A 25,387-nucleotide genomic window follows, 5' to 3' on the forward strand; every position below is an offset into this window, starting at 1 on the left:
CAGGATGTTTATAAGCATGTTCGTGTTATTGCGAAAGTTGGCTTTTAATGCAAGTCATGTAATTGATGTAATCAGCGCTCTGTTGGGCTCAACTGGTTTTTGGCTTCGATCCATTGAGCCATGTATTGAGTGCTTTTGAGTGTGTGATGTCGCAACATGGCGCCGGTGAAGTTGTCGTTTCTAAGTTGTGCCAAGTGTTGTCGGCAATCATCTATCCGGTTGATCAGACGCGGGCCATGTACGCTGCGCTGATAACGCTGCTGCAAAAGTGCCGAAGCCTGAATCTGCGCCTGCTGCCAGCGCGCCGGATTTTCGTACAGTTGCACCGCCTGTTCGGCAAAGGTGTTTGCGTCGAGGGCGACGGCTCCCGGCCACGGAGCTTCGCCGTGCATGGCTTCGGCGCCGATCGGTGTGGTCACACTCGGCGTGCCACAGAGCATGGCATCCACCAGTTTGCCCTTGATCCCCGCGCCGAAGCGCAATGGCGCAAGGCAGACTCGTGCTGCCGACATCACTTCAAGTGCATCTTCGGCCCAGTCCATGATGTGAAAGCCTTGGGCCGGGTTGTGCAGTGCGGTGGCTTTGGGCGGCGTATAGGCGCCATAGATATGCAGTTGCGCGCGAGGCAAGCGCGCGCGGATCAGCGGCCAGAGGGTGGTCTTCATCCAGAGCACGGCATCCCAGTTCGGCGCGTGACGGAAGTTGCCAATGCTGAGGAAATGCTCCCGCTCTTCGAAACCTGGCGGGGCGGTGTCCGGAAGATCAATCATCAACGGACACCAATGCAGGATTTGCCGGGGCAGGCCAAATTCCTCCACCAGCAGGTCGATCTCGACTTCGGAAATCATCAGGTTCAAGTCGCAGCGATACAGCGCAGCGATTTCCCGTTTGGCCAGATCGGTGCCGGCCATCAGCTGGAATTCTTCGGGCAATGCCGGTGCAAACAGCCCGGTGAAATCAGTCTGCTCGTCGTTGCTTTTCAGCCGGTCCTTCAGGCGCTGATGACGCGCATGCCGCAGGCTTTGCAGGTCGGAAGTTTCCAGGAGGCGCAGGGCGTCCGGGCAGTGTTTCTCCACCCGCCAGCCGAACTGTTCTTCCATCATGAACTGATCGAACAGCACGATATCTGGCGCCAACTCGCTGATGAACGTGTCGAAACTGCTGTTGTTGAGCTCGATCGATACTTCGCGAATGCCCAGCGCCGTCAGATCAGCCTTGTGTTCACCCGGGCCGGCCGGGCTGCTGAACGTGATGTCCCAGCCTTGATCGAGAAATGTCTCGAGGATCTGCATGACATGCCCGCTGGCCGCCGATGAGCGCGGTTCTGGCCAGACGTAGCCGATGACCAGAACTTTGGTGGTACGCGAATGGCTCACGACTGATCCTCTGACCCATGGAAGAAAAAAGGGCGCAATTAAACCACAGCGAAGCGATTGAAATGCACCCTGTCCACCGACCAGCCGTTTCAGCGCTTAACTGACCGGTTTGGCGAGGTTGAGCAGCAGCGGCCCTTGCAGAAACTTGCCGGCAGCGGTGTTGCGCACGGCATTGTCGATAGTCTTCACATTGAAGCTCAATATGGCCGGACGCGTTTGCGCTTGATCGAGCAGGGACACCGCAAGCATGTACGACTCAGCGTTGGCCAAGGCCGGATGGTCCTGGACCAGTTTCGGCAGACTGGTTTTTACCTGGTTGAACTCGACGAATCCCGGTCGGTGCGCCAGAGCGTGATGTGGATTGATCAGGTTGTCCGGATGCGCCTTGCGCGCGTCCCGAGCCAGCTCCAGCAGTCCGACCGCATCGAATTCCGCCTGATGCAACTCCGGGTAGACCTTGCCGTAGTACAGGTCGAGGGTGTCCGGGCCACCGTGGGACATTTCGTGAATCAGCACGTCGGCGACGCTGCCGTCGTCGTAGCGCGACAACTTGTAAAACTCATCGAGATTGTCCGGGTAGATCGACAGAAACCGGCCTGCGGACTCATCGATTTTTTCGCCGGTGCGCAGCGCTGTCTGCCAACGCTTATAGGCCGGTGGCGAAAGCGAGGCGATCACGCCGGGTTGATGCGGGCGGAACGTCACATTGCTGAAGCTGATCGACTCGAGATCCTTGCGCATCGCGCTGAGATGTTTCGACACGTGCTGTGCCACTTCATCGGAATCGTTACCGAACACATGCTTGAGCACCGCGCGAATGTCGTCGTTGGAAGACAGTTGCGACAGCGCGTTGATGGAGTTGTCCAGCTTGGTCCGGGCGCGGGGAATGGCTTTTTTCAGATAACCGCGGGTGTAACTGAATGGCTTGAAGCGGCCGAACAGGCGCTTCAACGGGGCGAAATTACCCAGGTCGAGCAGTTTCAGGCGCGGGCCCCAGGCACCGCCGGTGCGGATGCTCAGCGCGTGCCAGTCCTGGTTGCGTTCCAGCACTGCGATGTCGATCGCCTCGCCAAGCGCGTCGGCGCCTCGCCAGGTCGCCTGACGCACATCGCCGGTGTGGGAGAGCCTGAGCCAGTCCCGACTCTCGACACCATGGATCAACCTTTTCAATTGCACGCTGGCGGTGTGCGCGGTGTCGAGCGCGGTTTCACCGGCAAAGACCACGCCGCGTTTGACCAGACGAAAACCTTTGCGGGCGAGGGCGGGCAAACCGTCGAGCGGGTTGATCAGCGACACGGTCGCTCGGGCCACGGCTTTGGCGACTTTCAGCAGTTTTAGGGTGGTCGACCCGGTCTTGGCGATGATGCTCGCTGCCGACGCGCCAAGACCGACCAGCAGGCCGATGACCGACAGGCCATCCAGAATGCAGCCACCAATGCCTTCGGCGACACGGTCGGTGCGTCCGGAACGAATGTCTTCAATGCACTGTTTGAACGGCACGATGACGTTGATTGCCAGGTTCTCGACGATCTCCCTGGTGTCGCGCCATTCTTCCAGGCCGTTGCGCACATCCAGTGCGGCATACAACTCTTCGCGGCGGGCGACAGGATGGTTGTCCAGTACGCATTGGGCGATCTCATCCAGTTGCGCAGAAAAGAACAGCGGAACCGCGCGCACATCAGTCTCTTGCAGTTGCAACTGCCAGAGCTTCTCCACCACTACTTTGGAAGTCATGCCCTGGCGTGGTTCGCTGCCCTCGCGGTAGGCGGCGTAATCGAGGGGCCACTCGCTGGCTTTGTTCTTGTCCTGAAAATCGTACTTGCTGCCAGTGTATGAAAGGGTCGGCCGTTGATGAATGAGACCGGTGTCTTGCAGCTTGAGCGCCAGATCCGGACGCTCGTAGCAGACGCCGCGCAGCGTGAACAATTCGTAAGCACGCAGCCGATCACCGTTGTCGCAGCAAAGAATAATCCCGTAACGCCCATTGGCCTCATCTCGCTGGATTTGCGTTTCTTGCTGCGTATTCAGTGGATTGACTTCCTTCCTGACGGTGTAGAAGGTCATTTGGCCGCTGGTCAAGGCCTGACGATCATGCTCTGGCATCTGCGTGATCGCCATTTTGATCAGGGACGATAGACCCTCGCGCACGTTCCGGTAGTAACGATCAAACGCCTGGTCAAACAGTTGCGACGGCGATTGCAGTTCGGCCAGGCGGGTGAAGGCATCGGCCGGGGGGTGGAAGTTGTCGCGGGTCTTGAATTTGTCCGAAAGTTGCCCGTCTTCAACCAGATCGCCGGAAAGATACAGATCGAGAATCGACAGGCGTAGGCGCAACAGGCCGTTGATCGCGTATTGGTTGTTGTCAGTGGCGCTGGCGAGGAAATTCCAGAACTCGGTGAGAATTCCCGCCGGATGCGCAGCCTTCAACCCTTCGATCCAGCTACGTTCGCCGAAACTGTCCAGGTACTTTATTTCGAAGGCCGGCTGTTCGAGATAGGCGCCGGCGGGCATCACTTGCTCCAGCGCACGCAGAGCGATTTTGCGCCGGTCCGGTGGCGCGGTGGACAAGCCTGTTTCAGACTGGGCCAGAGCCTCCATGTAACGCGAGAAATACGCGCTGGCCTTGATCACCGTGGTCTTGTCGTAGTCTTTGTCGCTGCGGTAAGGGATGACTCCGTTGAGTACCGCCCAGTCCACCACCGCCGGGATCGCCGCCGCTTCGTACAACTTGTCGAGCTCACCGGAAACCGGGGTCAGCTCGGAAAACGCCTTGAGTTGTGCAAACGTCATTGCACGCGAGCTGCCAGGTGCGGCGTGCTCGACCACGGCAGCGCTCTGGCGCGCAGTTACCCAGCCTGGCTTGTCCAGCGTGAGCCCGGGCGGGATCTGGTCGATCAGCAACTCCGGTGCTGCACCCGCGATCAATAGATGCGCTGCCAGTGGCGCGTTGTGCGCTTCGCTCAGGCCCAGATCAACCAGATGCTGTTCGAACAGGACGCGTACTTCGGCAGCGCTGAGTGTGGAATTCGCCGGTTGATAGAAGTCATAGCCGGCGACAAGAGGCTGATCGGAGCGCAATTGCATGTCGATGATCAGCGCAGCGATGACTAACTCATTGACCTGGCGTTCGCGCACGTCCGCGTTATTGGCTTCCAGATGCCAGCCAAGGCGTGCATGCAGGGTTTCTCCCAGGGCGCGAGCGGTTTTTCGCCTCAGGAAGTTGTGCAGGAACTTGTCCGCGTTGTCGCGTATGTCCTGTGCCGGAATCAGGTTGAAGTTGGCGAACGCCAGTACCTGCAACAGGCTTGTCGCACCTTGGGTCAGCTCATGCACTGTCTGGGTTATGACTTTGCGGTCCGCCATCGATAGATGAAACGGTGATGACTCATCGGCGTGGAGCAATTCGTGGTAGTCGCCCAAGGCGGGTGGCTCGGGCAGTTCGAAGGCCAGCCATTCAATCAGAGCCCGGGTTTCGGCAATGTTCGTCGGCAAGTCATAACCGTTGAACTTCAACCATTGCACTATGCCAATCACTTGGCCGGAATAAACGACGCCGCCGATGTTCTTCGCCAAATCGGCGAGCATATCGAGTTCTTCGGAAAACACCGAAACTTCAGCATTATCCAGTGCAATACTGAAACGATGGGATTCGAACTCTGAGTCATAAACAACGAGAACTCCGGCGTTGGTATCCACTGCTAGTTGAATATCAGCTGAAAAAGAATGGTTGCGTAACAGCTGCGCAAACTCCGGGGTTGCAATTAAATTTTTCAAGGCATTGCGTGCTGGTTCACAGCGTTCGTCAAAACTGCTGCCGATGACCCGGGGTATGAAGCGATCTTGCACATTGAATACAGTGGCGACCGGCAGCGAGGCGCTTGCCGAGTAACTGTCGGCCGAGACTTCAAACTCAGTTGCCTTAAGGGCTTCAACAAGTAACTGAACAATAAGCGCGCGTTCCTGTTTGTCAGAAGCGGAGCAATCGACGGCGGCAGGCACGTCGGAAGAAATGAACTGCATGGGCACTATCCTGAATGAGTATCGAAAGTTCCCTGGCTGTATTTCGTTATTTATTAACGCGGCCAAAGATGATTCAGGATAGAGCTGGCAGGTTAAGCAATGGCAGTGTTAGTTAGTTGCTGATTATTTTCGGATGTGACAAGTTGCATCTGCGACGGGCATTTATCAGGTTTATTTCAGAATGCCTTTAACTTTGTCGCGCAATTGATCGATGGAGAAGGGCTTGCCGATGACATGCATGCCATCGGGTACTTCGAGACTCTCGGCATAGCCGCTGGCGAACAGGATGGGCAGAGCAGGGCGCAGCTGACGGGCCTTTTGAGAGAGTTCGCGGCCATTCATGCCAGGCAGGCCGTAGTCGGTCATCATCAAATCGATGGCTTTGCCAGGATCCGCAAGGATTTCGAGTGCCGCGTTGCCGTCATCAGCCTCCAATACCGTGTATTCCAGCTCCTCCAGCACATCGACGATAAGCATGCGCACGATGGAGTCGTCTTCTACGACCAGGATAGTGGATGGAGTGGCAGACATGGCAGGACTCTCAGAAAAATGAAATCGGGGGATACCGGGCAAGCGAATTTGCCGGACTCTTGCATGAGTAAGTGGCGCATAGCCACAAGTTCCCGAGCTGAAACAAAAAAGAACAGGTCAGTGCGGTGAGGCAAGGATAACCGTTGGCGTCGTCCAATGCGCAGGTGTGCGTAGGAAAATGCCATCATTTGTGTGAGAAAAATGGATCCATGGCGGGGTTTTGGGGCAAACTCTCGGGTTTTCAACAGTTCGACAAGGCTGCCCCATGTCCTCTCCGTCCTCGGTTGATGAACAACGGTTCCGCAAACTTCTGAGTCGCAACGTCAGCCTGCCGCTGGGCGTCGGCGTGCTCAGTGCGGTGTTTTTCGTCTCACTGATCACCTATTTGCTGTCCGTCATCCAGTGGGTCGAGCATACCGACCGGGTGATCAATAACGCCAATGAGGCGGTGAAACTCACTGTCGATCTCGAAACCGGCATGCGCGGCTATCTGCTCAGCGGTGACGAGCACTTTCTCGACCCGTACGAAGTTGCCAAGCCGCGTATCGAGGTCGCTCTCAATACGTTGCTGGAGCTGACCGCCGATAATCCGGTGCAGACCGATCGCTTGCGCCGTTTGCAAGCCTTGCAGGTGGAATGGGCCAACTACGCGCAATCGATGATCGATCTGCAGCGCAGCAGCGGTGATTATCGAGGCGCGGTCAAGGCCGGGCGGGGCAAGCGCCTGACAGATGAAATCCGCAAGCAATTCGAGGACGTCATCGAGACCGAGCAAGTGCTGCGCGCCACGCGCAACGAGGATGTGCGTCGCACCACCATCTGGAGCATCACTCTTTATCTGATCTTCATCGTCGGGATCAGCGGTTTGCTGGCCTACATCGGCCGCCGTGATCTGCTCAACCTGTCGACCAATTACAGCGCCAACCTCGCCGCGCAGCTGGCCAGCGCTGAACGCCTGGAGAAGCAGGCGTGGCTGCGCAACGGCCAGACACAATTGGCCGAGCAGGTGTTGGGGCAACTGACGCTGAACCTGCTGGGGCGCAACATTCTGCAATTCTGTGCGCAATACCTTGGTACTGCCGTCGCCGCGCTTTATGTGCGCGAAGAACATGGCGGCCTCAAGCGCGTGGCGACTTATGGTTTCTCCCGCGAGCAGGAAGAGCTCAATCAAACGATCTACAGCGGCGAAGGCATCGTCGGCCAAGTGGCAGAACAGGCACGCCTGATCCGTCTCGACGCGGTCCCGGGCGACTATTTCAAAGTCAGCTCCGGGCTCGGTGCAGGTCTGCCGCACAGTGTGCTGGTGGTGCCGACCAGTGATGACGACCGCGTCAATGGCGTGATCGAGCTGGGTTTCCTGCGTCCGCTGTCCGAGCGCGACATCGAACTGCTGGAATTGATTGCCGGCAACATCGGCACCTCGATCGAAGCGGCGCGTTACCGTCAACGCTTGCAGGAAGTGCTCGCCGAAACCCAGCAGCTCAATGAAGAGCTGCAAGTGCAGCAGGAAGAGCTGAAGACCGCCAACGAAGAGCTGGAAGAACAGTCGCGGATTCTCAAGGAATCCCAGGCGCATCTGGAAACCCAGCAGGTTGAGCTGGAGCAGACCAACGAGCAGCTCGCCGAGCAGCGCGATGCGATGGACAAGAAAAACACCGAGCTGAATCAGGCGCAGATCCAGCTTGAAGAGCGTGCCGAAGAGCTGCAACGCTCGAGCAAGTACAAGTCCGAATTCCTCGCCAACATGTCCCACGAACTGCGCACGCCGCTCAACAGTTCGCTGATTCTGGCCAAGCTGCTGGCGGAAAACCCGCAGCAGAATCTGTCGGCGGAGCAGGTCAAGTTTGCCGAATCGATCTATTCGGCCGGCAACGATCTGCTCAACCTGATCAACGACATCCTCGACATTTCCAAGGTCGAGGCCGGCAAGCTTGAAGTGATTGCCGAAAACACCCGCGTCGATCGTCTGGTCGATGGCTTGCGCTCGATGTTCGAACCGCTTGCTGCCGACAAGCACCTTGCTTTCACTGTCGAGGTCCAGCCGGACGCTCCCGGCTTACTGTTCACTGACCGGCAGCGGCTGGAGCAGGTGATCAAGAACCTGCTGTCCAACGCGATAAAGTTCACCGAGCACGGCGCCGTCAGCCTGAGCATCACCGCGCAGCCGAATGATCACATCGCTTTCAGCGTCAGGGATTCCGGGATTGGTATCGCTGCGGATCAGCAGGAAAGTATCTTCGAAGCGTTCCGTCAGGCGGATGGCACCACCAATCGCAAGTACGGCGGCACCGGTCTGGGCCTGTCGATCTCGCGGGATCTGGCGACGTTGCTGGGCGGTTCGATCAGCGTCGACAGCGTACCGGGGCAGGGCAGTACGTTTACGCTGGTGTTGCCGCGTCAGTATCACGAATTCGGTGAAACGCCGGCCGCGCCGCTGACCTTCCACCCGGCACCTGTGACGCCTGCGCCAGTTGCTCTTGCGGCTCCGCTCGCATCGGCGATTCCGGCAGTCATCCCGCGCTTCGCCGACGATCGCGACAAGGCGCCGTTCGCCACCCGCTGCATTCTGGTGGTGGAAGACGAGCCCAACTTCGCCCGTATCCTCTATGACCTGGCCCATGAGTTGGGTTACATGTGTCTGGTCGCCCACGGCGCCGACGAGGGTTACGACCTGGCCCGCGAATTCGTGCCGGATGCGATCCTGCTCGACATGCGCCTGCCGGATCACTCTGGTCTGACTGTGCTGCAACGTCTGAAAGAACGCGCCGAAACCCGGCACATTCCGGTGCACGTGATTTCCGTGGAAGACCGCGTCGAGGCTGCCATGCACATGGGCGCCATCGGCTACGCCGTGAAGCCGACCACCCGCGAAGAGCTCAAGGACGTCTTCGCTCGTCTGGAAGCCAAGCTGACGCAGAAGGTCAAGCGCGTGCTGCTGGTCGAAGACGACGATCTGCAACGCGAAAGCATCGCGCGGCTGATTGGCGACGAAGACATTGAAATCACTGCAGTCGGCCTGGCCCAGGACGCCCTGGAATTGCTGCGCACGACCATCTACGACTGCATGGTCATCGACCTCAAGCTGCCGGACATGCTCGGCAACGATTTGCTCAAGCGCATGTCCACCGAGGACATCTGCTCGTTCCCGCCGGTCATTGTCTACACCGGCCGCAACCTGACCCGCGATGAAGAGGCCGAGCTGCGCAAGTATTCGCGCTCGATCATCATCAAGGGCGCGCGCTCCCCGGAGCGGTTGCTCGACGAGGTCACACTCTTTCTGCACAAAGTCGAATCGCAGCTGTCCCATGAACGGCAGAAGATGCTCAAGACCGCGCGCAGCCGCGACAAGGTCTTTGAAGGTCGTAAAGTGCTGCTGGTGGACGACGATGTGCGCAACATCTTCGCCCTGACCAGTGCACTGGAACACAAAGGCGCAGTCGTGGTGATCGGCCGTAATGGCCGCGAAGCGATTGAGAAACTTCATGAAGTCGAGGACATCGACCTGGTGCTGATGGACGTGATGATGCCGGAAATGGATGGCTTCGAAGCCACCATGGAAATCCGCAAGGATCCGCGCTGGCGCAAGCTGCCGATCATCGCGGTAACGGCCAAGGCCATGAAGGACGATCAGGAGCGCTGCCTGCAAGCGGGCGCCAACGATTACCTGGCCAAGCCCATCGACCTTGATCGTCTGTTCTCGCTGATACGTGTGTGGTTACCGAAAATGGAACGCATCTAGTGGAACGCAGCAGTTCAGCCGAGCGCAACAGCGAAATCGAATTACGCTTGTTGATCGAGGCGATTTACCTGAAGTACAGCTATGACTTTCGCGACTACTCCGGCGCTTCGATCAAGCGCCGGGTGCAGCACGCGCTGAGTCAGTTCGAGTGCGCGACCATCTCGGCCCTGCAAGAGAAAGTCCTGCACGACCCGACGGCGTTCATGCAGCTGCTGCAACTGCTGACGATCCCGGTCAGCGAGATGTTCCGTGATCCTTCGCACTTCCTGGCGATCCGCAACGAAGTGGTGCCGCTGCTGCGCACCTATCCGTCGCTGAAAATCTGGATTGCCGGCTGCAGCACGGGCGAGGAGGTCTATTCGATGGCGATTCTGCTGCGCGAAGAAGGCCTGCTCGACCGCACGATCATCTACGCCACCGACATCAACCCGCGCTCGCTGGAGAAGGCCAAGCAAGGGATTTTCTCCATGGAAAACGTCCGCGCCTACACCGCCAATTACCAGCAGGCCGGCGGCCAGCGTTCGTTTGCCGATTACTACACCGCAGCCTATGGCTACGCGATTTTCGACAAGAGCCTGTGCGAGAACGTGACATTCGCCGACCACAGTCTGGCCACCGACAGCGTGTTCTCCGAAACCCAGTTGATTTCCTGCCGCAATGTGCTGATCTACTTCAACAAGAAGCTGCAGGACCGGGCGTTCGGGCTGTTCCATGAATCGTTGTCGCATCGCGGCTTTCTGGTGCTGGGCAGCAAGGAAACCCTGGATTTTTCCAACTATTCGAACCAGTTCGAGGCGTTGGTCAAACAAGAACGGATCTACCGCAAATCATGAACGACACCCCGAGCCTGCCTCGCATCGAGGCTGTCGTGATCGGCGCCTCCGCAGGCGGTGTCGAGGCGTTGCTGACCCTGCTCGGGCCATTACGCAAAGGCTATGTGCTGCCGATCATCATCGTTCTGCATCTGCCGGAAGAACGCCGCAGTCATCTGGCCGAAGTGTTCTCCCGGCGCCTGGCGATGCCGGTCAGAGAAGCCGAAGACAAGCAGGACATTGAAGCCGGCACGGTGTATTTCGCCACGCCCGGTTATCACTTGTCGGTCGAAGCGGATCGCAGCTTGTCACTGAGCCTGGAGGACCGCGTACATCATTCGCGGCCGTCTATTGATTACCTGTTTGAATCCGCCGCTGACGTTTACGGCGAGACACTCGCCGCTGTCCTGCTGACCGGCGCCAATCACGATGGCGCGCGCGGGCTCGCTTACGTCAAGCGTTGCGCCGGCCTGACCATTGTTCAAGACCCCGAGGATGCACAAGTCGCCACCATGCCCCAGGCTGCACTGAACGTTCTGCAGCCGGATCATGTCCTACCCATTCACGGCATCGGCCGTCTGCTAGTCGAGCTGGAACGAATCGCATGCTGAGTAATATCCAAGCCAAACTGTTGATCGTTGACGATCTGCCAGAAAACCTGCTGGCGCTGGAAGCGCTGATCAAGCGCGAGGATCGCACGGTCTACAAGGCTCTGTCGGCGGACGAAGCACTGTCGCTGTTGCTGCAGCACGAATTCGCCATGGCCATTCTCGACGTGCAGATGCCCGGCATGAACGGCTTCGAACTCGCCGAGCTGATGCGCGGTACAGAGAAGACCAAGAACATTCCGATCATCTTTGTCAGCGCTGCCGGCCGAGAACTCAACTACGCGTTCAAAGGCTATGAAAGCGGTGCGGTGGACTTCCTGCACAAGCCGCTGGATATCCATGCGGTGAAGAGCAAGGTCAACGTTTTCGTCGATCTGTATCGCCAGAGCAAGGCGATGAAGCAGCAGGTCGAGGCGTTGGAGCAGGCCCGGCGTGAGCAGGAAGCGCTGCTGCAACAACTGCAAAGCACCCAGCTGGAGCTGGAACAAGCGGTGCGCATGCGTGATGACTTCATGTCCATCGTCGCCCACGAGGTGCGTACGCCGCTCAATGGCCTGATTCTCGAAACCCAGTTGCGTAAAATGCATCTGGCGCGAGACAACGCCTCAGCGTTCACCCTCGACAAGATGCAGGCGATGGTCGACCGCGATGAGCGGCAGATCAAAAGCCTGATTCGCCTGATCGAAGACATGCTCGATGTCTCGCGAATCCGCACCGGCAAACTGTCGATCCGACCGAGTCGTTTCGATCTGGTGCAACTGGTCAGCAATCTCCTGCAGAATTTTGCCTCGCAAATGGAAGCGGCAGAAACCAGCGTTTCCTTCGAGGCATCGGCGCCGGTAGAAGGTTGCTGGGACGAGTTCCGCATCGAGCAAGTGGTGTCCAATCTGCTGACCAATGCCTTGCGTTACGGTGGTCGCAGCCCGATTCAGGTGCGCGTCTATCGCGAAGATGACGAGGCCCGGGTCGAGGTACAAGACCACGGCATCGGCATCAGCGCCGAGAACCAGAAGCGTATTTTTCAGCAGTTCGAACGGGTGTCCGCCAAGACGGTGGTGGCCGGGCTCGGGCTGGGTCTGTTCATTTCCGAGCAGATCGTCGCCGCCCATGGCGGCTCCATCGTCGTCGAGAGTGAAATCAACGAGGGCGCCCTGTTTCGCGTTTGTCTGCCAATCCAGGAAAACGGCATATCCGACGCAACCTCTGAGTGACCACACGGTCGTATCAGCAGCTATTGACCGAACAAAGGCTTCCCATGAGCGTAGATGCGCAAGATGTAGTACTCGTCGTCGAAGACGAACCGGTTATCTTGATGGTCCTGACGGATTACCTGTCGGGGCAGGGCTATCGCGTGTTGCAAGCGGAAAATGGCGAGCAGGCTTTCGAGATCCTCGCCAGCAAACCTCATCTCGACATACTGATTACCGATTTCCGCCTGCCGGGCGGGATCTCCGGCGTGCAGATTGCCGATCCGGCGGTGAAATTGCGACCGGACCTCAAAGTGATTTTCATCAGCGGCTATCCGCAGGAAATCCGTGAGACCGGCAGCCCGATTACCAACAGCGCACCGATTCTGGAAAAACCGTTTGATCTGGATGTGTTGCAGGAAAAGATTCAGGAATTGCTGGCCTGATTCTCATGCAGGAGCTGCCGAGCCTTCGGCAGCTCCTATAGATTCAGCTATTGATCATCTCCCGCACCTTGGCGGTGAGCAGATCAAAGGTGAATGGCTTGGTGATCATCTGCATCCCCGAGTCGAGGAAGCCACCGCGCACCGCCGCGTGCTCGGCATAACCGGTGATGAACAACACTTTCAGACCTGGGCGATATTGCCGACCAACCTCCGCCAGTTGACGACCGTTCATCCCCGGCAGACCAACGTCACTGATGAGCAAATCAATACGTTGCGTCGAATTGAGAATCGGCATGGCGCCGTCGGCATCACCGGCCTCGACGAACGCGTAACCCAGCTCACTGAGCACGGCGCTGACCAATACGCGCACCGCCGGGTCGTCTTCAACGATGAGTACGGTTTCGCCATCCATCGCATACGGAGCCTGCTGCGAATCCGAGACGGGAATTTCTACTTCCTCACCCCGGAAACGCGGCAGATAGAGTTTTACCGTGGTGCCTTCATCGATTTCACTGTCGATCGACACATGCCCACGCGACTGCTTGCTGAAACCATAGATCATCGACAGTCCGAGGCCGGTGCCCTGGCCGATCGGCTTGGTGGTGAAAAACGGATCGAACGCACGGCTGACCACGCTCTGCGGCATGCCGCTGCCATTGTCAGTGACGCTGAGCATCACGTAATCGCCTGGCTCCAGATTGCTGTACGCAGCCGTGAATTCGCGATGCAGCACCTGATTGCTGGTTTCCACCACCAGCTTGCCACCCTCGGGCATCGCATCACGGGCATTGATCACCAGGTTGAGCAGGGCGCTTTCCAGTTGATTGGGATCGGCCTCGGCAACCCAGAGATTGTCGTCCAGGCGCATTTCCAGATGAATGCTTTCATTGAGGCTGCGTTGCAGCAGCTCGCCCATCGACAGCACCAGCGTGTTCATTTGCACGGCTTTCGGGTCGAGTGACTGACGGCGCGAGAACGCCAGCAGACGGTGAGTCAGGCCGGCGGCGCGGTTCGCTGACGTCACACCTAGATCGATCAGGCTGTCGAGGTCTTCCGTGCGGCCTCGGGCCAGACGTCGACGCAGCAATTCGAGACTGCCGATGATGCCAGTGAGCATGTTGTTGAAGTCGTGAGCGATGCCGCCAGTGAGTTGGCCGACCGCTTCCATTTTCTGCGATTGGCGCAGGGCTTCTTCGTTGTGGCGGAGTTGTGCGGTGCGCTCTTCGACTTGCTGCTCGAGGGTCTCCAGAGTCGATTGCAGGCGTCGTTCGCTTTCACTCAGGTCGATCAGCCGATCGCGCGCTTCATATTGTCGTCGCCGCCCACGCAGGGCGGCGGAGACCAGGCTGACCAGCGTCGCGGGATGGAAGGGGCGCTCGAGAAACGTCACGTTGCCCAGCAGGGTGCTGAGGCGCGACGGAGGGCCTTGTTCATCGCCGCCATGATGAGTCAGCAGGACAATTGGCATGTCCGACCACGCGGGCTGCTGGTCAAGGTAGGCGATTAGCCCTTCCAGTTCAGGTCCGCGCAGCGCTTCAGCAGCAATCACCAGCAGTCCGGCACCGACCTCCAGCTCGGTGCACAGAGCGCCGAGATTCGGCGCCACCATGCCGCCGTAGCCGGCTTCGTTGAGGATCATCAAAGCGATCTGGCTGTCGCGACCCATGGGCGCCAGCACCAGCACTCGCTCGGCCAACGGCGTGTTGACCGTCACAAGCTTTCATCCTCAAGCAATGGATTGCTCGCTCCCATGTAGGTCGGCACGCCACGCAGCACGCCCTGGAAGGATTCCAGCGGTTGGCCGATGGTCATGCCATGCGAGGAGATCCGGTATTCACGGATGGTCGACTCGTGGTTGCCGGTACGTTTCTTGATAATCGAGATCGCCCGGCGGACTTTGCCGAGGGCTTCGAAGTAGCGCAACAGAATCACCGTGTCGGCCAGGTAAGTGATATCGACCGGCGCCTGCATATCGCCCACCAAGCCGTGCTGGGCGACCGTCATGAAAGTCGCCGCGCCTTTGCGGTTCAGGTACAGCAACAGCTCGTGCATGTGCAGCACCAGCGCGTTTTCTTCCGGCATCGCCGCTTGATAGCCGTTGATGCTGTCGATTACCACGGTTTTGATACCCAGCTCATCGACGCAACGCCGCACGCGATGGGACAACTCACCGGGAGACAATTCGGCGGCGTCTACTTGTTCGATCAGCAGATTACCGGTGGCCTGCAAGGCTTTGAGGTCGATACCGAGATGACGCATGCGTTCGAACAGCAGGCCCAGCTCTTCATCGAAAATGAACAGCGCGGCTTTTTCGCCTCGGGCCACCGCTGCGGCGGCGAAGATCATTGAGATCAGCGATTTACCGGTACCGGCCGGGCCGAGAATCAGCGTGCTGGAGCCGGTTTCGATGCCGCCGCCGAGCAGGGCGTCCATTTGCGGGATGCCGCTGGACAGCTGCAGACGTGGGTAGTCGCCGCGATGCTCCGCCGCTACCAAGCGTGGAAAAACATGGACGCCGTCGCCCATGATGGTGAAGTCGTGGAAACCGCCACGGTATTTCTGCCCGCGATACTTGACCACTCGAACGCGCCGACGCTCAGCGCCGTAGCTCGGTGTCAGCTCTTCAAGACGAATCACGCCGTGGGCGACACTGTGCACGGTCTTGTCGAGGGACTCGGTGGTCAGGTCGTCGAGCAGCAGGACGGTGGCGTCGTAGCGCACGAAGTAATGCTTGATCGCCAGAATCTGCCGACGATAGCGCAACGAGCTCTGCGCCAGCAGACGGATCTCCGAGAGACTGTCGAGCACTACGCGGGTCGGTTTGAAGCGTTCGACCACTTCGAAAATCTGCCTGGTCGCCTCACCCAGTTCAAGGTCCGAGGAATACAGCAGACTTTGCTGGTGCTCGGCATTGAGCAGGCTTTCCGGCGGTGTCAGCTCGAAGATCTTGATGTTTTCGTTCAGCTCCCAACCGTGGGAGAGCGCACCTTGACGCAGTTCTTTCTCGGTTTCCGAGAGAGTGATGTACAGGCAGCGTTCCCCGGCCAGCGCACCGGCGCGCAGGAAATGCAACGCCACGGTGGTTTTGCCGGTCCCGGGTTCCCCCTCGAGCAAAAACACATGGCCGCGAGACAAGCCACCGGCAAGGATGTCATCCAGACCTACAATGCCGACGGCGGCCTTTGCACTGATCAACTCGTTTGATGTAGTCAAAAAACGCCCTCTTATGACTAGGGTAATCCGGCGGCTGGCTAGAGTGAGCCGCCTGAGTAACTTGACCTCACGGCGTGTTCACGGTTCCGCTTTTTCTTGGACGGGCGGCCAATTGAGTCCGCCCTGACTGGATTAAAGACCTTGTTGCAGGGCCGGGTCGTCCGGATTCAGCTGCTCCAGTTGCGCCAACAGGATCTGCACATTCTGCAGTTGTCCGCTTTCCTTCCAGTAGTTGATCAGCAACACCCGTGCCTTGCGGTCGGCGGGGTGGCGCTGGACGATTTCCTGCAGCTGTTTTTGCGCCGCTTCCAGTTCTTCCGCGCTGTGCAGGGTGGTGGCGAGGTCGTAGCGATAATCCTTGTTGTCCGGCTCCAGCTCGACGGCTTTGGACAGGCCGAGCAGGGCATATTCGCGCTGGCCGTGGTGCAGCAGCCACAGGCCGAGGGCATGTTGCAGATAGGCGGAATCAGGCTGCGCCTTGAGTTGACGTGCGAGCAACTGGCGAGCGGCATCGCTCTGGCCCTGGCGGTCAAGCACATCGATCTGCATGACCAGCGCCGCCAGGTTGCCCGGTTCCAGACGCAAGGTATTGTCCAACGCCTGTTGGGCCTGTTTGTATTCGGCGTTGTGGATATAAAGACGGGCCAGTTGCGCATAGTTGGCGGCGCTTTCCGGCTGGCTTTCCAGTGTCTGCTGCCAGCCATCAATAGCCTGCTGCAGCGGTGCGAAGTACAAACCCAATTCATCCGGGCTCAGGCCGAGCAGGGCATTGATCGCGGCGAACCGCACGGTTTGTTCTGCGTCGTCGAGCAACGGTCCGAGCAGCAGACTGCGTTGCCCGCCGGGCACCAGACCGACGATGCTTTTGATCGCGGCGACGCGCACTTGCGGCGCTTCGTGATGCAGGTCGATGTCAGCCAGTTTCAAGGCCTGCGGGCTGGGGTAGTTGGGCAGCTCGCCGTGCAGCCAGACCCGGCGTTTGACCGAGATGTCCGGGCGGCCCAATTGCTGGTACAACTGGCGCGCCGCTCCGGGTTCACCAGTGCGCGCGGCGTTCAGCGCTTCGCTGTAGCCATGTTTGATAGCATCGGGGATGGTCGGTGTGCTGCTGCGCCATGACAGCCAGACGACGCCGAGGATCAGTACGAGGCCTAGGCCGATCAGCAGGTTGCGGCGAGACTGAGTCATGCGGGGTTTCCGAAAGCTTCGAACTTGAGCAGAGCGGCAAGCTTCGTTCAGCTTGGCGCGGGAGTCAAACCGTTGCCGGCGAATCGTCCTACAACACGTGTCGACTGTGAAATCCGTCAGGCTTTTGCTGCAATGTCTACGCTTGCAGAAGTCGTTTTAAAGAGTGTGCCCATGCCAGCGCTGTTCGCTTATTTCAAGGCTTTGATCCATCCCGGTCAGGCTGTTCTGCTGTTTGCCCTGCGGACCATCGCCGCCGGGCTGTTGACCCTATATCTGGCGTTCATTTTCGATCTCGAACAACCGAAGTGGTCGATCATGGCTGTTGTGATTGTCAGTCAGCCATTGGCAGGGATGGCACTGGCGCGCAGTTTCGGCCAAGTGGTCGGCACCACCGTGGGTGCCGCGGTGGCGGTGCTGATCATGGCGATTTTCCCTCAGGCGCCGCTGCCGTTCATCACGACATTGGCGTTGTGGCTGGCGCTGTGCACCGCGGGCGGCACCTTGCTGCGCTACACCAGTTCCCAGGCGTTCGTGCTCAGTGGCTACACCGCAGTGGTGGTGGCCTTGCTGGCAATCCCGGATCAGGAAGGCACGTTTTTGCTAGCGGTCACCCGCGTCACTGAAACCCTGCTGGCCGTTGCCTGCGTGTGCGTGGTGAGCCTGCTCACAGCCCGGCCTGAAGCAGTGGCCAAAGGTTATTTCGCCAAAATCGATCAGGTGATCAAACTGGCCGCCAGCCACGCCGCCGAAGTGCTTCGCACGGAAGAAAGCGAAGCCGATTTTCAGCGTCGGCAGATGCAACTGCTCGGCGAGATCAGCGCACTGGAGGGGTTGCGGCGCCATTTGTATTTCGATGCCCCACGTTTGCGCGATGCCGACAATCTGGTGTTGCTGCTCGGCAATCAACTGATGCTGCTGACCTCGCGACTGACCGCGCTACGGCATCAGCGCGAATTGCTCATCGAACGCTGGGAGGGCGATCTGCCGCTGGAGGTGCAGCAGCTGCGGGCCGAGGAACTGGCGTTGCTTGAGCAACTGGCGCAACAGGGCCGCGCGCTGTCTGGCGCGGACCGGCAACGTTTCGTCACCTTGCAGCAACAATTCGAAGCGTTGGCGTACAAGGCCGAGCAGCAGACCGAGAACATGAGCGCGACCCTGCGTTCACTGGCCTGGGCGCTGCGTTGGGAGCAGGCGCGCCTGCTGCAGCAACTGGAGCAGATTCTCGAACTGAGCGACGCCATTCAGGAAGGGCGCCCGGCCAGTTGCCTCTATCGCGGCCAGAGCAGTCCGTTGCATCTGGATTTCACCCTGGCCTCGATGAACGCCATTCGCGCCTTTACCGCGCTGTTGGTCAGCGGATTGATCTGGATCGAAACGGCGTGGGATGGCGCGCGCGGCGGAATGATTCTGGTGGGGATTCTCTGCTCGCTGATGGCGACTTTTCCGCGTCCGCTCATGGCTGCGCAAAGCTATGCGCGAGGTTTGGGTCTGGCGCTGGTGGTGTCGGCGTTCTATCAATTCATGCTGGTGCCCGCGATCAGTGATTTCGAGCTGCTGGCCTTGCTGCTGGCGCCGCTGCTGTATGCCATTGCCGTGGGCATTTCCAGTCCGGCCACCGCCGGTATCGGCATGGGCCTTGGGCTGTCGAGTTTTCTCATGCTCGGGCCGCAAAACACCGGCACTGGGCAGAATACGGCGATCCAATGGTTCGAATTCGCCGGCGCCTACGTCAGTGCAGCGATGCTGGCCCTGATCGTTTATGCGCTGATCTTCCCGTTCCGCCCGGCCTTGCGTATCCGGCGCCTGTACGGCGAAGCGCGGGAGCAGGTGTACCAACTGAGCAAAATGCCGGCCACCGATGAACAACAATTCGCCTTCGAGAGTCGGATGACCGATCGCCTGACCAGCATGCTCGGCCTGCTGCCAGCGGCAAACGATCGCGCCATGCAACGCTTGTATGAAATCAGCCTGGCTTGCGTAGCCCTGGGCGTGGCCATGCATCAGCTGAGGCAGCAGGCGCAGAACAACGCGTTACTCACCGATGCGTTCAGCCAGCGCCTGGCATCAGCGTTACGCAAGACCGGTCGCCTGGTTGCCGGACGCGCTGATGTGCAGCTCCCGGCGCTGCTGGCGACGTTGCACCAACTCGGAGATGAGCTGGACGAGTTGCACGCCGCCAGTCATGAACATTTATGGTCGGTTTTTCGCATGCGTGTGGCGCTGCTGATTGTGGTGTCGTTCCTCGAGCGCCACGGCGAATATTTGCAACCTCAAGGTCTGGAAGGAGAACCGCAACTTGCCCATTGATTTCGAAATTGGCGGGGTTTATCTGCCGCCGATTGCCCAGGCTCTGTTACTGGCGATCCCGATTTTCATGTTGCTGGACTGGTGCTTGCGCCGCCTGGGCGTACTGCGCCTGGTCTGGCATGAAGCGCTGTTCGAAGGCGCCCTGTACGCCTGTGTCTGCGCCACGCTGATTCTGTTGATGGGAGCCTGATGTCTTGAAAGCACTAGTTGCACGAATGATGACCGTGGCAGTGGTGATCCTGGCGATCATCCTCGGCTGGTTCGCCTGGGAGTATTACACCCGCGCACCGTGGACTCGGGATGCCCGGGTGAGGGCGGACGTGGTGACGCTGTCGGCGGATGTTTCGGGGCGTATCGTCAAACTGGCGGTGCAGGACAACCAGCATGTCGACAAAGGTCAATTGTTGCTGGAGATCGATCCGGCGCGCTATCAACTGGCGGTCGAGCATGCCCGACGCTCGGTGGAAGTATCCAAGGCCTCGCTGGGGCAATCGCAAGCGGCAATCGTCGCCAGTGAAGCGTTGCTCAAACAACGTCAGAGCGAGGAGCGCCGGCGCCGGACGCTGAAGCAGGGCTTCGCGATTTCCGGTGAAGAATGGGAGAAGGCCAGTACCGACGTAGCGGTTGCCCAGGCGGATCTGTTGCGCAATCAGGCTAACCTCGGCTTGGCCGAGGCCAATGTGCAACTGGCAATTGCCGCGCTGACCCAGGCTGAACTGGACTTGCAGCGCACCCGCGTCGAATCGCCAGTGAGCGGTTACGTGACCAACCTGCTTACCCGCCAGGGTGATTACGCACAGGCGGGCGGGGCACTGCTGGCGTTGGTCGACAGTGATTCGTTCTACGTCAGCGGCTATTTCGAAGAAACCAAGCTGCCGCGAATCGCGGAGGGTGATCGGGTACGCATTCAATTGATGAGTGGTGAGCGCTTCGGCGGCACAGTGGAAAGCATCGCCTTCGCCATCGCCGACCGCGAAAACGCGCCCGGCAGCCGATTGCTGGCAAACATCAACCCGAGTTACACCTGGGTGAAGCTCGCGCAACGGGTGCCGGTGCGCATTGGGATTGATGGTGACTTTGCCGGCAAGAATCGCCTGCGCGCCGGTACAACCGCCACTGTCACCGTCCTGGAGGATCACCGCTGATCCATTGTGGGAGCGAGCCTGCTCGCGAAGGCAGAGTATCAGCCACCGCTGATATGTCTGACCTGACGCTTTCGCGAGCAGGCTCGCTCCCACAAAAAATCCCAGTGCTGCAAACAGGCATAAAAAAACCCCGCGACCGAATGATACGCGGGGCAAAAAATTTGGTTGGTTGCGGCCAACCAAAGGAGCTCTTTAACAACCTTTACTTGCTGGCGACTGTCTCCGGTTGCCAGCCACCGCCGAGGGCCTTGTAGATCGCGACGATGCCGCGATACAGCTCGACTTCGGCCTGGGCCTGACTGTCTTCGGCGTTCAGGCGCTCACGTTGAGCGTCGAGCAGGACGAGGAAATCGGTGGTGCCTTCGCGATAACGGATTTCTGCCAGATCAGCGGCCTTGCGACTCGATTCGCTCTGACGGATCAGCGAGATCAAACGTTGCTGACGCTTGCCGTAATCGCTGAAGGCATTTTCCGATTCTTCCAGCGCCAGCAGCACCTGTTGCTCGTAGTTAGCCAGCGCGCCTTCGGCGTCAGCATCGGCACCGCGCAAACGGGCGCGGACGCTGCCGAGGTCAAACGCAGCCCAAGTGATGCTCGGGCCGAGCGCCCAGGCATTGGCTGCCGAGGAACCGATCTGCGAACCACGCCCGGCGGTCCAGCCGAGGAAGCCGCTGAGGCTGACCCGTGGGAACAGGTCGGCCTTGGCCACGCCGATTCGCGCAGTGGCCGAGGCCAGTTGCCGTTCGGCGCTGAGGATGTCCGGACGACGTTGCAGCAGTTCACCCGGATCACCGATCGGCAACGCCTTGGCGATGGCCGGCAGATCTTTCGGGCTCAGGTCGACGGTCAGTTTGTCCGGGCGCTCACCGAGCAGGGTAGCGATACGGTTTTTCTGCCGAACCTGTTCCGCCTGCAACTGTGGGACGGTGGCTTCGACGTTGGCCAGACGCGCATCGGCGCGCTCGACATCAAGCTGATCACCGACACCGGCGTCACGCAGGCTGATGGTGATCTTGCGCGACTCCTGCTGGTTGTTGAGGTTGGCCACGGCGATTTTTTCCCGCAGCTGGGCGCCGCGCAGTTGACCGTAGGCGTCGACCAGTTCGGCAATCATGGTGACTTGCAGTTGGTACAGATCGGCTTCGGCGGCCTGCTGGTCGGCATCGCTGGCTTCCAGATTGCGCTGGATGCGGCCGAACAGGTCGAGCTCCCAGGCCATGTCCAGACCGAGGTCATAGCGTTCGCTATTGACCCGGTCGGTGGTCTGGCCGGGAATCTGGCCCTTGCCCAAGTCGCTGCTGGCGCGGCTGGTGATGGTCGGCATCGCGTCATTGCTGGCGTCGTCGCGGATCGCCCGAGCGGCTTTCCAGCGGGCGAACGCCACGCGCAGTTCACGGTTGCCTTGCAGCGATTGCGTCACCAACTGGTTGAGTGTCGGATCGTCGAATTGCTGCCACCAGATGCCTTCGAATTTCGAACGGTCGAAGTTCTTTTGCCCTGCGGCGCCGTCGGTGGCGGTCGTGATGTTGGCCGCCTCCGTGGCTGGGGTCTTGTAGTCGGGGCCGACCGCGCAGGCGCTGAGGGCCAGCACCAGCAGACTCGGCAGGAAGACTTTCAGACTCATTGTTGCGCCTCCAGTGGCTTTTGAAGAGTGTGCGCCTTGGCTGCTTTGCGCTGCTCGCCGCGTTCGACAAAGTTACGGATCAGCACGTAGAACACTGGCGTCAGCAACAGACCGAAGAAGGTCACCCCGAGCATCCCGGAGAACACCGCCACACCCATGGCGTGACGCATTTCGGCACCGGCGCCGCTGGAGAACACCAGTGGCACCACACCCATGATGAACGCGAAGGAGGTCATCAGGATCGGCCGCAGACGCAGGCGGCAGGCTTCCAGCACCGCTGCGAGCGGGTCGAGGCCTTCTTCCTGTTTATCCTTGGCGAACTCGACGATCAGAATCGCGTTTTTACAGGCAAGTCCCACCAGTACGATCAAGCCGATCTGGGTGAAGATGTTGTTGTCACCGCCGGAAATGATCACACCGGTGATGGCCGACAGCAGCGTCATCGGTACGATCAGGATCACCGCCAGTGGCAGGCTCCAGCTTTCGTATTGGGCGGCGAGTACCAGGAACGCCAGCAGTACGCAGAGCGGGAACACGAACAGCGCGGTGTTGCCGGACAGAATCTGCTGGTAGGTCAGGTCGGTCCACTCATAGGTCATGCCGTTCGGAAGTTCTTCCTTGAGCAGTTTCTCGATGGCTTTTTCCGCCTGGCCAGAGCTGTAGCCCGGGGCTGCGGCACCGTTGATTTCAGCGGTGATGAAGCCGTTGTAGTGCATCACCCGATCCGGTCCCGAGGTGTCGCTGACCTTGATGAAGGTCGCCAGCGGGATCATTTCGCCTTTGTTGTTGCGTACTTTCAGCTGACCGATCTGGTCGGACTCAAGACGGAACTGCTGTTCAGCCTGAACGTTGACCTGATAGGTGCGCCCGAAGCGGTTGAAGTCGTTGGCATACAGCGAACCCAAATAGATCTGCAGGGTGTCGAAGATATCGCTGACGGCCACGCCGTGGGTCTTGGCTTTTTCACGGTCGATGGCGGCATCGACCTGCGGCACGTTCACCGTGTAGCTGGTGAACAGACCGGCCAGTTCCGGCACGTTGTGGCTTTTGTTGATGATGTTCATGGTTTCTTTGTACAGCTCGTCGTAGCCCAGGTTGCCCCGGTCTTCGATTTGCAGGCGGAAACCACCAATGGTGCCCAGACCTTGTACCGGCGGTGGCGGGAAGATCGCCATGTACGCTTCCTGAATGTTCGCGTACTGGCCGTTCAAGGCGCCGGCAATCGCGCCGGCGGACATGCTCGGGTCTTTACGCTCGTCGAACGGTTTCAGCGTCACGAAGACGATGCCGGCGTTCGGGCTGTTGGTGAAACCGTTGATCGACAGGCCCGGGAACGCTACGGCGCTTTCCACGCCCGGCTGTTTCAGCGCGAGGTCGGACATACGCTTGATCACGTCTTCGGTGCGATCCAGGCTCGCGGCATCCGGCAATTGCGCGAAGGCCACCAGGTATTGCTTGTCCTGGCCGGGTACGAAACCGGTCGGCGTGCTGGAGAAACCGAAGAAGGTCAGTACCATCAGGCCTGCATATACGAGCAGGGCGATGCCGCTGCTACGGATAACCCGGCGCACGGTGCCGACGTAGCCATGACTGGCACGGTCGAAGAAACGGTTGAACGGACGGAACAGCCAGCCGCCGAAGATCTTGTCGAGCACTTTCGAGAAGCGGTCTTTCGGCGCGTCGTGGCTTTTCAGCAACACAGCGGCCAGCGCTGGCGACAGGGTCAGCGAGTTGAACGCCGAGATCACTGTCGAGATAGCGATGGTCAGTGCGAACTGTTTGTAGAACTGCCCGGTGAGGCCGGAAATGAACGCCGCTGGAATGAACACCGCACACAGCACCAGTGCGGTGGCCACGATCGGCCCGGTCACTTCCCGCATGGCGCGCTTGGTCGCTTCGACCGGCGTCAGGCCGAGTTCGATGTTCCGTTCGACGTTTTCCACCACGACGATGGCGTCATCCACCACGATACCGATGGCCAGTACCAGGCCAAACAGCGACAGGGCGTTGAGCGAGAAACCGAACAGGTGCATGACCGCAAACGTACCGATCAACGATACCGGCACCGCCACCAACGGGATGATCGAGGCGCGCCAGGTCTGCAGGAACAGAATCACCACCAGCACCACGAGGATCAGCGCTTCGAACAGGGTGTGCACCACCGCCTCGATCGAGCCACGAACGAAGATCGTCGGGTCATACACGATGCTGTAGTCCATGCCCTGCGGGAAGCCTTTCTTCAGCTCTTCCATCTTGCCGCGCACTTCGTTGGAAATGTCGATGGCGTTGGAACCGGGACGCTGGAAGATCGGAATCGCTACAGCCGGCTGATTGTTCAGCAGCGAGCGCAAGGCGTATTGGCTGGAACCCAGTTCAATGCGTGCGATGTCCTTCAGGCGAGTGATCTCACCGTCGTCGCCTGCGCGAATGACGATATTCTCGAACTCTTCTTCGGAGACCAGACGGCCTTGGGTGTTGACCGACAGCTGGAAACTTTGCGCGGTCGGGGCAGGGGGCGCGCCCAGTTGACCGGCGGCGACCTGACGGTTCTGCTCGCGAATCGCGGTCACCACATCGGTCGCGGTCAGATTGCGCGAAGCGGTCTTGTTCGGGTCAAGCCAGACGCGCAGCGAGTAGTCGCCCATACCGAACAACTGCACGTCACCGACACCACCGAGGCGAGCAAGCTCATCCTTGATGTTGAGGATCGCGTAGTTGGACAGGTACAGCATGTCGTAGCGCTTGTCCGGTGAGGTCAAGTGCACAACCATGGTCAGGTCGGGCGATGCCTTGTCGACGGTGATACCGATGCGCGTTACTTCCTCGGGAAGCTTTGGCTCGGTCCGGGTTACCCGGTTCTGCACCTGCACCTGCGCGTTGTCCAGGTCAGTGCCCAGGGCGAAGGTGATGGTCAGGGTGATCTTGCCGTCGGCGGTCGATTGCGAGGACATGTACAGCATGTTCTCGACGCCGGTGATGGCCTGCTCCAGCGGAGCGGCCACGGTTTCACCGATGACTTTGGGGTTGGCGCCCGGGAAGTTGGCGCGCACGACCACGGTCGGCGGCACGACTTCCGGGTATTCGCTGATCGGCAACTGGAACAGCGAGATCGCACCGGCGATCAGGATCAACAGCGACAGTACCGCTGCGAAGATCGGCCGGGAAATGAAGAATTGGGAAAAATTCATCGG

Annotated in this window: 16 protein-coding genes; 8 read left to right on the plus strand and 8 right to left on the minus strand. The window is 59.4% G+C overall.

Annotated features, from left to right (window positions below; all coding sequences use genetic code 11):
- Positions 1–71 precede the first annotated feature (71 nt).
- The 3 genes from AB4N48_RS09990 to AB4N48_RS10000 form a co-directional block, all read right to left on the minus strand.
- Positions 72–1,376: a glycosyltransferase gene (locus tag AB4N48_RS09990; RefSeq protein ID WP_460095310.1), complete on the minus strand. Its 1,305-nt coding sequence runs from the start codon at positions 1,374–1,376 to the stop codon at positions 72–74.
- A 96-nt stretch (positions 1,377–1,472) separates the two neighbouring features.
- Complete coding sequence (locus AB4N48_RS09995; protein ID WP_460095313.1) at positions 1,473–4,961, minus strand: hypothetical protein; 3,489 nt, start codon at positions 4,959–4,961, stop codon at positions 1,473–1,475.
- A gap of 606 nt (positions 4,962–5,567) precedes the next feature.
- A complete protein-coding gene (locus AB4N48_RS10000) occupies positions 5,568–5,927 on the minus strand; it encodes a response regulator (RefSeq protein ID WP_095180108.1) in 360 nt (119 codons plus the stop codon).
- 265 nt (positions 5,928–6,192) lie between these two features.
- Here AB4N48_RS10000 and AB4N48_RS10005 point away from each other — a divergent pair, with 265 nt between their 5' ends.
- Genes AB4N48_RS10005 through AB4N48_RS10025 form a run of 5 tightly spaced genes read left to right on the plus strand, consistent with a single transcriptional unit; the run spans position 6,193 to position 12,719 of the window.
- Entirely contained in the window at positions 6,193–9,666 is a 3,474-nt protein-coding gene (locus AB4N48_RS10005) for a response regulator (RefSeq protein WP_460095315.1), read from the plus strand.
- The gene (locus AB4N48_RS10010) at positions 9,666–10,499 is read left to right on the plus strand and encodes a CheR family methyltransferase (RefSeq protein ID WP_016774863.1); all 834 of its coding nucleotides are present in this window, start codon (positions 9,666–9,668) and stop codon (positions 10,497–10,499) included. The genes AB4N48_RS10005 and AB4N48_RS10010 overlap by 1 nt, the downstream gene beginning before the upstream one ends.
- On the plus strand, positions 10,496–11,089 hold the full coding sequence (locus tag AB4N48_RS10015; protein ID WP_056789773.1) for a chemotaxis protein CheB: 594 nt from the start codon (positions 10,496–10,498) through the stop codon (positions 11,087–11,089). The genes AB4N48_RS10010 and AB4N48_RS10015 overlap by 4 nt, the downstream gene beginning before the upstream one ends.
- Positions 11,083–12,297: a hybrid sensor histidine kinase/response regulator gene (locus AB4N48_RS10020; RefSeq protein ID WP_041480260.1), complete on the plus strand. Its 1,215-nt coding sequence runs from the start codon at positions 11,083–11,085 to the stop codon at positions 12,295–12,297. Before AB4N48_RS10015 ends, AB4N48_RS10020 begins: the two co-directional genes overlap by 7 nt.
- Before the next feature lie 44 nt (positions 12,298–12,341).
- A complete protein-coding gene (locus AB4N48_RS10025; protein WP_056789776.1) occupies positions 12,342–12,719 on the plus strand; it encodes a response regulator in 378 nt (125 codons plus the stop codon).
- Between the two features lie 43 nt (positions 12,720–12,762).
- Here the strand turns inward: AB4N48_RS10025 and AB4N48_RS10030 are convergent, their stop codons facing one another.
- From AB4N48_RS10030 to AB4N48_RS10040, 3 genes are all read right to left on the minus strand, one after another.
- Positions 12,763–14,433: an ATP-binding protein gene (locus AB4N48_RS10030; protein ID WP_150635167.1), complete on the minus strand. Its 1,671-nt coding sequence runs from the start codon at positions 14,431–14,433 to the stop codon at positions 12,763–12,765.
- Positions 14,430–15,932, minus strand: a complete 1,503-nt coding sequence (locus tag AB4N48_RS10035) for an ATPase domain-containing protein (RefSeq protein ID WP_056789781.1) — start codon at positions 15,930–15,932, stop codon at positions 14,430–14,432. Before AB4N48_RS10035 ends, AB4N48_RS10030 begins: the two co-directional genes overlap by 4 nt.
- A gap of 132 nt (positions 15,933–16,064) precedes the next feature.
- Entirely contained in the window at positions 16,065–17,120 is a 1,056-nt protein-coding gene (locus AB4N48_RS10040; protein WP_252882100.1) for a tetratricopeptide repeat protein, read from the minus strand.
- 171 nt (positions 17,121–17,291) lie between these two features.
- On the opposite strand from AB4N48_RS10040, the gene AB4N48_RS10045 reads away from it, so the two are divergent.
- The 3 genes from AB4N48_RS10045 to AB4N48_RS10055 are packed head-to-tail and all read left to right on the plus strand — an operon-like array spanning position 17,292 to position 20,572.
- Positions 17,292–19,427, plus strand: a complete 2,136-nt coding sequence (locus AB4N48_RS10045; protein ID WP_460095318.1) for an FUSC family protein — start codon at positions 17,292–17,294, stop codon at positions 19,425–19,427.
- Positions 19,417–19,617 carry a DUF1656 domain-containing protein gene (locus AB4N48_RS10050; RefSeq protein WP_016774855.1) on the plus strand — a complete coding sequence of 67 codons (201 nt, stop codon included), beginning with the start codon at positions 19,417–19,419 and terminating at the stop codon, positions 19,615–19,617. Before AB4N48_RS10045 ends, AB4N48_RS10050 begins: the two co-directional genes overlap by 11 nt.
- Before the next feature lie 25 nt (positions 19,618–19,642).
- Positions 19,643–20,572, plus strand: a complete 930-nt coding sequence (locus AB4N48_RS10055) for a biotin/lipoyl-binding protein (protein WP_375123771.1) — start codon at positions 19,643–19,645, stop codon at positions 20,570–20,572.
- Between the two features lie 202 nt (positions 20,573–20,774).
- On the opposite strand, the gene AB4N48_RS10060 is transcribed toward AB4N48_RS10055, so the two are convergent.
- Together AB4N48_RS10060 and AB4N48_RS10065 are read right to left on the minus strand one after the other, a co-directional pair.
- The gene (locus tag AB4N48_RS10060) at positions 20,775–22,196 is read right to left on the minus strand and encodes an efflux transporter outer membrane subunit (protein WP_150635171.1); all 1,422 of its coding nucleotides are present in this window, start codon (positions 22,194–22,196) and stop codon (positions 20,775–20,777) included.
- Positions 22,193–25,384 (minus strand): efflux RND transporter permease subunit, encoded by a 3,192-nt coding sequence (locus tag AB4N48_RS10065; RefSeq protein WP_041480270.1) that lies wholly within the window; start codon positions 25,382–25,384, stop codon positions 22,193–22,195. The genes AB4N48_RS10060 and AB4N48_RS10065 overlap by 4 nt, the downstream gene beginning before the upstream one ends.
- Between the last annotated feature and the right edge of the window lie 3 nt (positions 25,385–25,387).

It is taken from the genome of Pseudomonas sp. S2_C11, assembly GCF_054668395.1.

What these genes read in the sequence shown, in the direction of transcription:
- AB4N48_RS09995 (WP_460095313.1), bottom strand. Translation starts at nt 4,961, where the DNA reads ATGCTCGCCGATTTGGCGAAGAACATCGGCGGCGTCGTTTATTCCGGC.
- AB4N48_RS10000 (WP_095180108.1), bottom strand. Translation starts at nt 5,927, where the DNA reads ATGTCTGCCACTCCATCCACTATCCTGGTCGTAGAAGACGACTCCATC.
- AB4N48_RS10005 (WP_460095315.1), top strand. Translation starts at nt 6,193, where the DNA reads ATGTCCTCTCCGTCCTCGGTTGATGAACAACGGTTCCGCAAACTTCTG.
- AB4N48_RS10015 (WP_056789773.1), top strand. Translation starts at nt 10,496, where the DNA reads ATGAACGACACCCCGAGCCTGCCTCGCATCGAGGCTGTCGTGATCGGC.
- AB4N48_RS10020 (WP_041480260.1), top strand. Translation starts at nt 11,083, where the DNA reads ATGCTGAGTAATATCCAAGCCAAACTGTTGATCGTTGACGATCTGCCA.
- AB4N48_RS10025 (WP_056789776.1), top strand. Translation starts at nt 12,342, where the DNA reads ATGAGCGTAGATGCGCAAGATGTAGTACTCGTCGTCGAAGACGAACCG.
- AB4N48_RS10040 (WP_252882100.1), bottom strand. Translation starts at nt 17,120, where the DNA reads ATGACTCAGTCTCGCCGCAACCTGCTGATCGGCCTAGGCCTCGTACTG.
- AB4N48_RS10045 (WP_460095318.1), top strand. Translation starts at nt 17,292, where the DNA reads ATGCCAGCGCTGTTCGCTTATTTCAAGGCTTTGATCCATCCCGGTCAG.
- AB4N48_RS10055 (WP_375123771.1), top strand. Translation starts at nt 19,643, where the DNA reads ATGATGACCGTGGCAGTGGTGATCCTGGCGATCATCCTCGGCTGGTTC.
- AB4N48_RS10060 (WP_150635171.1), bottom strand. Translation starts at nt 22,196, where the DNA reads ATGAGTCTGAAAGTCTTCCTGCCGAGTCTGCTGGTGCTGGCCCTCAGC.
- AB4N48_RS10065 (WP_041480270.1), bottom strand. Translation starts at nt 25,384, where the DNA reads ATGAATTTTTCCCAATTCTTCATTTCCCGGCCGATCTTCGCAGCGGTA.